Raw genomic sequence first — 11,269 nt, forward strand, 5'->3', positions numbered from 1 at the left:
TTCGCTTGCGTTTCCGTGAACCGCTTTCTCTTGTCGCGAGGAGCGTTTATGCTCCTCCCCGTTCCGCAAGTCAACCCTTATTTCAGCTTTTTGCAAATTGACCACAAAAAACATGGGGTGCTCGTGCAGCGGAAGTAAAAAATAGCGAAACGGCACGCCAGAGTCAAGCTGTAGTGCCGTTTTTTCGCAATCATTTACCGAACTCGCCGACGTTTCAGTCAATTTTGATTTTTCTTATCCCTCTCAGAATGAACACCAGCAGCGCGCCACACAGCGCGCTTTGCCACGGATGCAGGTTTGTCAACAGCATCACTGCCAAGGTCAACATGCCGCCAAAGGCTGCTGCCGTGGCGTACATATCTTCTTCCACCGCACGGGCCATATCCCCGAGGCAGAGGTCTCGCGCAATGCCACCCACAAGCCCGCCCAGTATTCCAACCAATATGCTGCCCGTAGGGCCAAGCCCGGCCATCACGCCCTTTACTGTTCCGACGCCAGCCCCAAGTGCCAAGCCTACGGCATCCAGCCAGTAAAAGGCCATCCAGGCACGGCTGCTTTGCCCTATAATGATACCGGCAATGCCGCCGCACACGCATGCAGCAAGATACTCCCCCTGATTGAGGGTGATGGCCCCGTACCCGAGCAGTCCATCACGAGCAAGCGGCGCTGCCATTCCTGCCAGACAGGCAAGAACGGCAGCACCGCTGAAATGTGCGCCCGTTGAGCGCGCCCTGCAAGATGCGGCAGCGGCCAGCACGAAGCTGGCCGCCAGATCTAACACAAATAAGGGAAGGTTCTGCATACGCTGCACCTGAGTGCCAAATCATTTCATGCGTGAAATGCTCCGGCAAGGATTTGCCTGCCAATCATTGCCGCGAAGCAGACGCATGCGGGCTTTTCCTGCGTTTAAGCGCCTGTTTCAAAGCTTCTGCTCTACTTGGCCAGCCCCACTGCCCGGCGCTCACGAATGACCGTCACGCGGATCTGACCGGGATAGGTCAGATTTTTTTCAATCTTTTCAGCAATATCCTTGCAGAGAATATACGTGGTGTCGTCATCAACCATGTCGGAGTTGACCATCACGCGAATCTCGCGGCCAGCCTGAATGGCGTATGCCTTGCTGACGCCATCAAAGCTGGTGGCAATGCCTTCCAGATCTTCAAGCCGCTTCACGTAGTTTTCAAGCAGCTCTTTACGTGCACCGGGGCGCGCGCCAGAGATGGAGTCAGCCGCCTGCACCAGCACGGCCAAGGCCGTTGAAGGGCGCTGGTCTTCATGGTGGGCTGCAATGGCGTGGATGATCTCCTGGCTTTCGTTATACTTTTTTGCGAGGTCCGCGCCGATAAGGGCGTGCGGGCCTTCCACCTCGTGGTCAACGGCCTTACCAATGTCGTGCAACAGGCCAGCCCGTTTGGCTTTTTTGACGTCCATGCCGAGCTCGGCGGCCATCATGCCGCAAAGGGCCGAGACTTCAAGAGAATGCTGGAGCACGTTTTGGGTAAACGAGGTGCGGTAGCGCAACTGCCCGAGCAAACGGACAATTTCCGGATGAATACCATGAACGCCCGCGTCAAAGGTGGCCTGCTCGCCCACTTCGCGCACCTGAGTGTCCAGTTCCTGCTCACACTTCTGCACAATGTCTTCAATGCGTGCAGGGTGAATGCGACCATCCTGGATCAAGCGCTCAAGCGCCATTTTGGCAACCTGACGGCGCAGAGGGCTGTAAGCTGAGAGGATAACGGTTTCAGGCGTATCATCTATAATAAGATCCACACCAGTGGCAGCCTCAAGCGCGCGGATGTTGCGGCCTTCGCGCCCGATGATGCGGCCCTTCATGTCTTCGCTCGGAAGGGTCACAGCCGTAACGGTCTGCTCGTTGACGTAGTCGCCCGCGTAGCGCTGGATGACATTACAGAGAATTTCTTTGGCTTTGCGGTCGGCAGTTTCGCGCGCTTCCATTTCAATCTGGCGGATCATACGCGCCGATTCGTGCCGGGTTTTGGCTTCAATTTCGCTGAAAAGCCGGGCCTTTGCCTCATCGGCAGTGAGGCCTGCAATTTCAGAAAGCCGCTGCTCCTGCTCTTCAATACGGGTCTGCAAAAACGTTTCAGATTCAGCAAGCTGGCGTTCCTTGCGGGCCAGATCCTTCTCTGAAGTCAGCAGTTCGTGCTCCCTTGTGGTTGCTTTTTCAAGCTTTTCCTCAAGGCGACCGCCCATTTCTTCAAGTTTACGTTCGCGGGCCTTGACCTCGCGCTCACGTTCCTTGAATTCGTTTTCGAGTTCCCGCTTCTGATTGAACAGATCGTCCTGGCCCTGAAGCAATATCTCTTTTTTCTGGGCCTGCGCCTCTTTGCGCGCTTCCGCCACTATGCGCTTCGCCAGATCTTCGGCGTCGCCCACACGTTTTGCGGCAGAACGCTTGTGCGCGAACACCCCCAGCGCAACCCCCAGCAGCGCCGCAGCTACAAGCGCTGCAATGAACAATGGATCCATGAATCCAGCCTCTCTCTTTTATCAATACGGACCCTGCGCCAACAGGCGCGGGCCGACGAACACCGGCAAGCGGCAAAACCGCCGCACACCGTAGCAAAATTAGCCCGAAGGGGCTGCTGAAACCCTGGCTGGATACCGATTAACGGTCTGGAGTGAACTGCGCAAAAGCATCGGCTACCACGAACGGCAGCCAGATACGTCAAAAGAAGGCGCGTTCCCCGGAGCGCCGTGTCATGCTTGCGGTACAGAACCTGGATAACCAGGTCGGGCGCCTGTATGTCCTTTCCGGGCTTCCCGGACTTGCCGGGCGTGCACACACAAAGACAGTGACGGCTCCCTATTATATTCTTGTCAGGTTAGCACCGAGGCATAAATCACGCGCGTCCCAGGGAAGCGCCCAAAGGAGCCTAAGAGGACTCCTCTATTTTTGAAAGCAAGGTTGAGACGCGATTCTGCACGTCCGCCTGCTCTTTCTGCGATTGCAACAAATCATCCGCCAGTCCAAGGGCCATAAAAGTCAGCAGAATGTCCTTGGTCTGCCCTCCGTGGAACCTCAGCTTCTGGTCTGCGAACCGTTCCTCCACCAGCCGCACGGCTTCCTGTACGCGCCGCATGTCGGCTCCAGGCTTGAATGCAATGCTCAGCCCAAGAACGGTGAGGTTGATAGTATCCTGGTTCACAAAAACCTACTCGACGCTGTCGTGCTCCTGAATCCTGCGCAGCAAGGCGTCAATGCGATTCAGCGCCTCAGTACGCATCGTTTCTTCGTTTTCAAGAGCTTCGCGCAGCTTTTGGTTTTCTTCATCAAGTGCGTCATTTCTGGCTGCCACTGCGGCAGACTCCGCACTGATTTTCGCGTTTTCCGCCTTGAGGCGGTCAAGTCGGGCCAAAAGCGCCTCAACCTGCGATTCAAGCTGCTCCAAAAGTTCCATGATTTGTAGATAACACCGCGGCATGACCTTGGCAAGAATGGATACGCTCGGGCGAAAAAATACCCGCGCCGGGCCGTGCCGACGCGGGCTGCAAAAAAGCCAAAACCCTTGCGGCACAGGCCGCCTGGGCCGTTTATTTATTCCTGCGGGGCAGATTCTTCTGCTTTTCGCGGGCAATGGCAAGCTCGCCGTTGGGCACGTCGCGGGTAATGACCGATCCAGCCCCCACAAGGGCGTCGTCGCCCACGATCACAGGGGCAACCAGGGCGGTATTGCTGCCAATAAAGGCATAGCGCCCGATTTTGGTCTGGAACTTGTGCTTTCCATCGTAATTGCAGGTGATTGTGCCCGCGCCGATGTTGGTGCCCTCGCCTATTTCGGCATCGCCAAGATAGGTAAGGTGGTTAGCCTTGGCGCCTTTGCCAAGGTGGGTCTTTTTAAGCTCCACAAAATTGCCCACATGCGACTGTTCTTCAAGCACCGCACCGGGCCGCAGGCGGGCAAAGGGCCCCACCAATGCGGTTGCGCCCACGCGGGCTTTTTCCAGATGGGAGAAGGAGCGGATCTCTGCATTATTGGAGATCACGCAGTCGCGCACCACGCAGTGCGAGGCAACGCTGGCCCCACGGCTGATGCTGGTGCGTCCATAGATTTCGCACGGACCCGTCAATTCCACGCCGGGTTCAATCTGCGCCAGAGGCCCCACACGCACCGATCCCGGCGCATGTACGATAACGCCGGAAGCAAGCAGACCATCAACAATACGGGCGCGCAGGGTTTCTTCCATGCGGGAAAGCTCAAGCGGCGAATTCACGCCCATGAGCGAATCATCGCGGCCGCACTGGATGCCGAGAACTTCGTATTTTTCCGCAACGGCGAGGCCGATGAGGTCTGTAATGTAATATTCGCCGCTCTTGTTGCTGTTGTTCAGGTGCGGCAAAAGGCTTTGCACCGCACCAAGGCTGCAATAGTACATGCCCGCGTTGACCTCGTTGGAGGGCGGCCCGTAGAGCGAGGAATCATAATCCTTGGCTTCCACAATGGCCTTGACCTTGCCCTGCTGGCGCACCACCCGGCCATACGCGCCGGGGTTGTCCAGCTCAATGGTGGCAAAGGCCAGGTCAGCACCAACGGCCTCGGCAAGAAAGGAACGAACCAGAGATTCCGAAAGCAGGGGCGCGTCGCCGTTGACCACCAGCAAATGGGTGCAACCGGCTTCGGTCAGTGCGGGCAGAGCCTGAATAAGGGCGTGGCCTGTGCCAAGCTGCTGCTCCTGCAGCACAAAGCGGGCATCAGGAAAGGCGGCTTGCACCATTTCGGCGCGATGCCCGGCCACAATCCAGACGTCTTCCGCAAAAACAGGGCGCAGAGCCTCAATGACGCAGGCAAGCATTGGCTCGCCCAGCAGCGTTTGCAGCACCTTGGGCCTGTCCGAGTGCATGCGGGTTCCCTTGCCCGCTGCAAGAATCAAAGCCGCGTTCTTCGGCATGGATATCTCCTTCGTTCGCCACATATGGCGGGAATCTGTGCAGGCAGACCAATAGCCTCTTGCGGGCCAAACAGCAAGACCGCAGAGTTAATCTGCGTTGTGCGGCGCTGCTTGGGCGTTTACCCCGTGCTCGTGCGACGGCAGGCCAATCACGCAAAGTCTGGCATAGGTGCTGTGCAGGCGCGCATTCAGCGCATCTGAAGAAAGATCGGCCATGCGGGGAAACATGCGCTTGAGCACCATCACAGCCTTTGCGGCTGCGGGCGTCAGTTGCAGGCCAGACCAATTGGCGAGGCGCAGGCACCGCCCCCCGTAATAATCCTGAACATAGCGCAGGTTGCCCGTATCATTGCGCGGCACGCTGTGGCTGAACAGCGGCGCGGCTGCGAGCACTGCCTTTGTAAAAAAATCCTGCATGACCCGTGAGCGCTCAGGATCAAGCTCGCAGAGATATCCGGCAGAAACAAGGCAGCCGGCTGCATGGGCCAGCCAGCCTGCGCACTTGGCCTGCAAGGGAAACTCCGGCAACTCGGCCAGCATGCGGCCAACCTTTTCGTGCATAAGTGAGTCATGGTGGTACATACGGGCGCGGTTTTCCGTCATACCACCGCCGTGCTTGCGGTAAAGCACCAACCCATCTGTATTTATGCCCACTTTGGCCCCCAGACCGTAGCCGCGCAACCAGTAATCCTGATCTTCGCAGGATTTTAGACTTTGATCAAAATAGCCAATACGCCGCACAATATCTGTTCGCACCATATAGCAATGCACAGGAGCAAGATTGGCGTTGCATGCATGCACATCCCAATGGCTGTTGACCAGCGACCACAACCCATCGATCTGCCCATTTGCGCCTTCTGAAAAATCCAGACAGCGACAAATGACAATATCAAGCTCAGGCTGAACGGCAAAAGCTTTCAGCTGGCTCGCCAGCAATCCCTTTGTGTGAATGTCATCCGCGTCAAGAAAGGCGATGAAATCACCGCGCGCCGCACGCAGCCCAGCGTTTCTCGCTGCGGAAAGACCCTGGTTTTCCTGATAGATATAATGCACATCCGGCCCAAAAGAACGGGCAACCTCAGCGGTGTTGTCCGTTGAGCCATCATCCACCACAATCACCTCCACTTCCACCTGCGGGCAACGCTGTTGCAGCAAACTGGAAACAGAGTGAGGAAGAAAACCGGCGTAATTATAGCTGGGGATTATTACTGAAACCAATGGAGGAGGAGTCATGCGATATCCTGTTATGCCGGGTAAGCACCATGCAGGAGTGCTGATAACGCGCACCAAGCAGATTCAAGGCGCACCCTTCAGCACCCCCGCACGCCAATTTCAGTTCTTCCAAATAAAGGTAAACACCTGCTCCACATCGGGGTGCAGGGTGTGGTGCACGGGGCAGCTTTGTGTGCAGCGCTCGATTACCGCCTTTTCCTTGGCGGAATATTCGCGGTCGGGCATTTTGAAGGTCACTTCAATCTTGCCGATGCGGCGCGGGTCGGCGCTCATGGTTTTGTTGATCTCCATCTCTGTGCCGGTCACGTCCACGCCATGCGTCTTTGCATAAATGCCAATAATGGTCATGGCGCAGGCCCCAAGGGCTGTGGCGCACAGGTCGGTGGGCGAAAAAGCCGCGCCCAGGCCCTGATTGTCAGAAGGGGCGTCTGTGATGATCTTTGTGCCGCTCTGGTTGTGGACGCACTCCACGCGCAGATCCCCAAGATATTTTGCACTGACGGTAGCCATGGCAACTCCTGCGGTTTTGCCGGTCAAACGGCAGTTACGGGTGATTAACCAAAAACATTATGCTCGCGCAGCGTGTTACAGGCAATAGCCAGCAGGGTCAGCCCGCCCAGCAGTTCAGCCCATCCGTTGACCGCGCAGAGGTTGGCCAGCGCCTTGCCCAGATATACGCCCACAGCGGTAATGACCGCGCAGACCAGACCGATCATCAGGGCCGGACTCCAGACAGAAGTTCCCAGAATTGCAAAAGAAAGGCCCACGGCCAGGGCATCGATGCTTGTGGCAACGCTCAGCACCAGCAGGTTACGCCCCACAGTGGGATCCACCGAAGGACGCGGACAGGAGGAACTCGCCCGTAGGGCCGAAAACCCCGAAAACACCATTTTGCCGCCTATCCAGCCCAGCAGGGCAAAGGCGATCCAGTGATCCCACGCTTCCATATAAGAACGCACGGTAATGCCCAGATACCACCCCACCACCGGCATGGCGAACTGAAAAAAACCGAATGCCGCGGAAAGGCGGAAGTAATGACGCGCCTGCGGCGCGCGCAAGGCGCAGCCCGAAGCCAGGGCAACGGCAAACGCATCCATGGAAAGGGCAACGGCCAGGAGCAGAACAGCAAAAAACGACATAAAAACCCCATGCTGCGGTGCGCAATGACCGCCCAAATTGATTGCAGAGTGGCGTGAACTATAGGGCAAGGGCCGCTCAGGAGCAAGAGAGGTCTTTCGCTTGCGGCTGACACGGCCTCGGGATACAAGGCTGGGTATGCAAACTATTCCTTCTTGGCTTTTCTGCTGGCAATGGATTGCCGCTGTTCTGACCCTGGGCGCAAGCGCCGCTTCGGCCATGCCCGTTATTATCGCTCTCACCCTGGCCACCGGCAGACGGGGGCAGGCCAGGCTCAGCGCCTATGGAGCGCGCACCCTCGCCCGCTGCGCTGCGGGGCTAGCTGTTCTCGGCCCGCTGCTGGCCGCAGGCAGTGTTCTTGCCCTGCTGGCAAGCGTGCGCAGCATGGAACATATGTTTGAAGGCGTATCATTGTGGATGCCAGCCATGCTGCCCTACACAACGGCGGTTGCCGCATGGCTGGCTGGCATACTCTGCCTGCTGCTGTATCTTGCGGCTGACCGCGCTGCCCCCGTGCCGCAAGCTGCGCAGGATTACTGGCAGCCGGGGCAGATCGGCCTGCGTGTTGGCCTTGCGCTGCTGGCGGCCCTCTGCTTTTTTGCCGCGCAGGTTTTGCCCAACTGGCCCTTTTCCGGCCTGCCGCAAGGGCTGAGCATAGGGGATGTGGCTCTGGCCGTGCTTCCCAAAACCCTTCACGACTACTTTACCGCATTGGCCCCAGCGGGCAGTGTTGCACTGATCATCCTTTCCCTTGTGGCCCGCAACAGTGGAGCCGCATTCACGCTGGCGGACGAACAGCGCGCTGCCCGCTGGTGCGCCCTGTGGGCCATGGTGGGCTTTATCCCCCGCTGCATTGACCGCTGGGGGCTTGTGATCGGCTTTTCCCTGCGGCAGGGGCCCTTGCCGCAAGGGCTGGCGGAACAGGCAATGGGCCTTGTGCCCATGACCCTCGCCATTGCCTGCTGGGTGGCCCTGTTTGTTCTGCGCGCCCCCCGCAAATTTTACTGGCTCAACGTTCTTGGGCTTCTGCTGCTTGTGCTTGGCGCGAGTTTTCCGTTCCTTTTGGCGCTCGGGCGCTGATGCTTGCCCCGCACACGGGCAGCGCGTATACCCAACTGCACATACGGATTCGATTTTTCCGCAACCCGGAGGTTCCCATGCGGACTTTGTTTTTTCTGTCCCTTCTCATGCTCTGCCTGACGGTCACAGCCCAGGCTGAACCGCGCTCGTTTACGCTTTTCAGTGCCGACCTGCCCCAAGGCTGGGACGGCGAGGAAAAGATGGGCTTCAAATCGGGCAATCCCGATGAATGCATGCTGATTCTGGGCCTTTCCAACGAAAAGAAAGACGACTACGCCGCACTCATCAGCATTTTTGTTCTGCCCAATACGCAAAATGACGACAGCGCTTCCATTGCCAACAAGCTTGCCCCTCTTCAGGCCAACGCTTCCCAGCCCCGCCCGCAGGGGCCGTTCTGGACGTTTAACGGCGAACTGCGCAGCCAGGCCTTTCCCGCCCCCGGCGTGACCAAGGTCAACGCCACGGCAGACAAGGTCCTTATTGCCATTGTTCAGGATCCTGACCAGCGTGGAGCCGAAGCTATTTTTGCCAGCCTCAAGGGCCTCACCCCCGAAACGCGCAAGCTGCTCGGCCAGTAAACAGACTCTGCACATAGTTGACGCGGCTTTTTCTCAACAGGCCGTAATGTAAAACACCGGCTGCCCTGCAAAGGACAGCCGGTGTTTTACATTTATTCAGCTTCAGACGGGGCTATTCGTGCCAGCCCAGAAACATCTTGTAGGCATCGTTGGTGGATTCTTCCACATGAGGATAGCCCATGGCTTCAACTCGCTTGAGAAAATCCTCAAAAGCTTCCTTCTTTTCATCGGGTGCCTCAAATCCCACAAGCACGCGGCCAAAATCCGCGCCGTGATAACGGTACTGGAACAGCGAAATGCTGAAATCCACGCGCATGGCGTCCATAAAGTCCAGCAGCGCGCCGGGGCGTTCGGGGAAGGTGAAGCGCAGCAAACGCTCGTGCAGAATCTGTGGCGCGTTGCCGCCTACCAGATGCCGCACATGCACCTTGGCCAGTTCGTTATCCGTGAGGTCAATGGCCTCAAAGCCCTTGCCGCGCAATTCTTTCAGCACCTGGGGCACATCATCGCGCCCGTTGATCTTGATGCCCACCAGCACCCTGGCCTTTACCGGGTCTGAATACCGGGTGCAGAGTTCCGTGATGTTGCGGCTGCCAAAAGAGGCGCACAACTGCCGGAAGCTGCCCACGGTTTCGGGGATGGTCACTGCCAGCAGGGCTTCACGCTGAGCGCCTATTTCCGCGCGGTCAACCACGTGGCTCAGGCGGTCAAAGTTCATATTTGCGCCGCTCACAATGGCTACCAGGGTGGCATCATGCAGATCCCCCGCCTTGGCATAGGCCCGCAGGCCAGCCAGGGCGAGCGCGCCCGCAGGCTCAGCCACCACGCGGGTGTCTTCAAAAATATCCTTGATGGCACCGCAGATGGCGTCCGTTTCCACGGTGATGATGTCGTCAAGCAGGTCGCGGCACAGAACAAAGGTTTCTTCACCCACCAGCTTGACGGCCACGCCGTCGGCAAACAGACCCACATCGTGCAGTTCCACCCGCTGCCCGGCCATGACGGAACGCCGCATGGCGTCGGAATCCACAGGCTCCACGCCGATGACGCGGATTTCAGGCCGCAGGTTCTTGATGTAGGCGGCAACGCCCGCCGCCATGCCGCCCCCGCCGATGGGGACAAAAACGGCGTGTATATCGCCGGGGTGCTGACGCAGGATTTCCATGCCGATGGTGCCCTGCCCTGCGATGACATCCGGGTCGTCAAAAGGCGGAATGTACACGCAGCCGGTTTCCTGAATCAGGTCAAGCGTATGCTTCCAGGCATCGCTGAAAGACTCCCCGGAAAGCACAACCTGACCACCCAGCCGCTTCACAGCCTCGACCTTGATGGCAGGCGTGGTCACGGGCATGACAATGGTAGCTTCGCACCCCAGCTTGCGCGCGCCAAGGGCAACGCCCTGAGCGTGATTGCCAGCCGAGGCGGTAATAATGCCCCTGCGCAGTTCTTCCTTGGTAAGGTGCGCCATCTTGTTGTAGGCGCCTCTGATCTTGAAGGAAAAAACAGGCTGGAGGTCTTCGCGCTTGAGCAAAATATTATTGCCGGTGCGGCGCGAAAGACTGACCGCCTCGTCCAGGGGGGTTTCTACCGCCACGTCGTACACGCGGCTCAAAAGGATACGGTTCAGGTATTCGCTGTGCTTGTCCATGAAAATGTCCTTGCGGGGCTTCGCGCATGGCCGCCCTTGCGGTCGAAAAACGCATTTTTGTAAGGCCAATCTTTATATACCCGCAAGAAATGCTTCTCAAGTGCTTACTTTTTAAAATTCGCGCTGCTTCTACGGGCTTACATTCTGTTTTTGACGCGTTTTTTCCCCGCCACGGGGCACATCGGCCCAAGCTTGCCCCACTGTTGCGTATCTGTACAGCTACAGGCCATTGCGCTATGCTTGCCGAATGACCGAACTGACTTCCGAATTTTCCCAGTCTGAAACGCATGGCCTGACCGAATACACGCCGCACATTTCAGTGCGCGCAGCAGGTCGCCTGTGGCGGCTCACCCGGGCCGCCGACCTTGAGCAGCTTTGGGACGCCATGACGGCCTCGCCCGATGATTTTGACGATGAACGCCTGCCCTACTGGACGGAGCTCTGGCCTTCAAGCGTCGCCCTGGCAGGCTGGCTTGCGCAGCAACGGCAATGCATCGACGGGCAGCCCTGTCTGGATATCGGCTGCGGCCTGGGCCTCACCGCCATGGTGGGCCAGTGGCTTGGCGCAAAAATGACTGCCATGGACTATGAGGAAGCCGCCCTGCACTTTGCGGCCCGTAACGCCGATATCAACGAAGTGCCGCAGCCGCTGTGGACAGTCATGGACTGGCGGCGGCCC

General features: G+C 58.1%; 12 protein-coding genes and 1 other RNA gene. 3 read left to right on the forward strand and 10 right to left on the reverse strand.

Annotation, left to right across the window (positions count from 1 at the left end):
• Window positions 1–214 precede the first annotated feature (214 nt).
• From RDK48_RS14840 to RDK48_RS14880, 9 genes are all read right to left on the reverse strand, one after another.
• Complete coding sequence (locus RDK48_RS14840; RefSeq protein ID WP_298998232.1) at window positions 215–802, reverse strand: TRIC cation channel family protein; 588 nt, start codon at window positions 800–802, stop codon at window positions 215–217.
• A 131-nt stretch (window positions 803–933) separates the two neighbouring features.
• Entirely contained in the window at window positions 934–2,493 is a 1,560-nt protein-coding gene (gene rny, locus RDK48_RS14845) for a ribonuclease Y (protein WP_298998231.1), read from the reverse strand.
• A gap of 211 nt (window positions 2,494–2,704) precedes the next feature.
• A non-coding RNA gene (gene ssrS / locus RDK48_RS14850) (6S RNA) lies at window positions 2,705–2,888 on the reverse strand.
• Between the two features lie 12 nt (window positions 2,889–2,900).
• The gene (locus RDK48_RS14855; RefSeq protein WP_022657505.1) at window positions 2,901–3,173 is read right to left on the reverse strand and encodes a cell division protein ZapA; all 273 of its coding nucleotides are present in this window, start codon (window positions 3,171–3,173) and stop codon (window positions 2,901–2,903) included.
• Between the two features lie 6 nt (window positions 3,174–3,179).
• Entirely contained in the window at window positions 3,180–3,425 is a 246-nt protein-coding gene (zapB, locus tag RDK48_RS14860; RefSeq protein WP_298998228.1) for a cell division protein ZapB, read from the reverse strand.
• A 133-nt stretch (window positions 3,426–3,558) separates the two neighbouring features.
• Window positions 3,559–4,914: a bifunctional UDP-N-acetylglucosamine diphosphorylase/glucosamine-1-phosphate N-acetyltransferase GlmU gene (gene glmU, locus RDK48_RS14865; RefSeq protein ID WP_298998226.1), complete on the reverse strand. Its 1,356-nt coding sequence runs from the start codon at window positions 4,912–4,914 to the stop codon at window positions 3,559–3,561.
• 87 nt (window positions 4,915–5,001) lie between these two features.
• Window positions 5,002–6,147: a glycosyltransferase gene (locus RDK48_RS14870; RefSeq protein WP_298998224.1), complete on the reverse strand. Its 1,146-nt coding sequence runs from the start codon at window positions 6,145–6,147 to the stop codon at window positions 5,002–5,004.
• A 99-nt stretch (window positions 6,148–6,246) separates the two neighbouring features.
• Window positions 6,247–6,657, reverse strand: a complete 411-nt coding sequence (locus RDK48_RS14875; protein WP_298998222.1) for an OsmC family protein — start codon at window positions 6,655–6,657, stop codon at window positions 6,247–6,249.
• 44 nt (window positions 6,658–6,701) lie between these two features.
• Window positions 6,702–7,286 (reverse strand): manganese efflux pump MntP family protein, encoded by a 585-nt coding sequence (locus tag RDK48_RS14880; protein WP_298998220.1) that lies wholly within the window; start codon window positions 7,284–7,286, stop codon window positions 6,702–6,704.
• A gap of 136 nt (window positions 7,287–7,422) precedes the next feature.
• Between RDK48_RS14880 and RDK48_RS14885 the strand changes: the two genes are divergently transcribed.
• Both RDK48_RS14885 and RDK48_RS14890 read left to right on the forward strand, forming a co-directional pair.
• Window positions 7,423–8,364 (forward strand): spidroin-2, encoded by a 942-nt coding sequence (locus tag RDK48_RS14885; protein WP_298998218.1) that lies wholly within the window; start codon window positions 7,423–7,425, stop codon window positions 8,362–8,364.
• Window positions 8,365–8,441: 77 nt separating this feature from the next.
• On the forward strand, window positions 8,442–8,942 hold the full coding sequence (locus tag RDK48_RS14890; protein WP_298998216.1) for a protoporphyrinogen oxidase: 501 nt from the start codon (window positions 8,442–8,444) through the stop codon (window positions 8,940–8,942).
• 112 nt (window positions 8,943–9,054) lie between these two features.
• Here RDK48_RS14890 and ilvA read toward each other — a convergent pair whose 3' ends face one another.
• Window positions 9,055–10,590: a threonine ammonia-lyase, biosynthetic gene (gene ilvA / locus RDK48_RS14895; RefSeq protein ID WP_298998214.1), complete on the reverse strand. Its 1,536-nt coding sequence runs from the start codon at window positions 10,588–10,590 to the stop codon at window positions 9,055–9,057.
• Window positions 10,591–10,837: 247 nt separating this feature from the next.
• On the opposite strand from ilvA, the gene RDK48_RS14900 reads away from it, so the two are divergent.
• Window positions 10,838–11,269 (forward strand): 50S ribosomal protein L11 methyltransferase (locus RDK48_RS14900; RefSeq protein ID WP_308588059.1); only part of this gene is annotated, 432 nt, incomplete at its 3' end.

It is taken from the genome of uncultured Desulfovibrio sp., from assembly GCF_902477725.1.
Taxonomy (GTDB): domain Bacteria; phylum Desulfobacterota; class Desulfovibrionia; order Desulfovibrionales; family Desulfovibrionaceae; genus Desulfovibrio.

Bases quoted from the DNA above. Each gene is read 5' to 3' on its own strand.
- RDK48_RS14840 (WP_298998232.1), bottom strand. From the start codon at position 802: ATGCAGAACCTTCCCTTATTTGTGTTAGATCTGGCGGCCAGCTTCGTG.
- rny (WP_298998231.1), bottom strand. From the start codon at position 2,493: ATGGATCCATTGTTCATTGCAGCGCTTGTAGCTGCGGCGCTGCTGGGG.
- zapB (WP_298998228.1), bottom strand. From the start codon at position 3,425: ATGGAACTTTTGGAGCAGCTTGAATCGCAGGTTGAGGCGCTTTTGGCC.
- glmU (WP_298998226.1), bottom strand. From the start codon at position 4,914: ATGCCGAAGAACGCGGCTTTGATTCTTGCAGCGGGCAAGGGAACCCGC.
- RDK48_RS14870 (WP_298998224.1), bottom strand. From the start codon at position 6,147: ATGACTCCTCCTCCATTGGTTTCAGTAATAATCCCCAGCTATAATTAC.
- RDK48_RS14875 (WP_298998222.1), bottom strand. From the start codon at position 6,657: ATGGCTACCGTCAGTGCAAAATATCTTGGGGATCTGCGCGTGGAGTGC.
- RDK48_RS14880 (WP_298998220.1), bottom strand. From the start codon at position 7,286: ATGTCGTTTTTTGCTGTTCTGCTCCTGGCCGTTGCCCTTTCCATGGAT.
- RDK48_RS14885 (WP_298998218.1), top strand. From the start codon at position 7,423: ATGCAAACTATTCCTTCTTGGCTTTTCTGCTGGCAATGGATTGCCGCT.
- RDK48_RS14890 (WP_298998216.1), top strand. From the start codon at position 8,442: ATGCGGACTTTGTTTTTTCTGTCCCTTCTCATGCTCTGCCTGACGGTC.
- ilvA (WP_298998214.1), bottom strand. From the start codon at position 10,590: ATGGACAAGCACAGCGAATACCTGAACCGTATCCTTTTGAGCCGCGTG.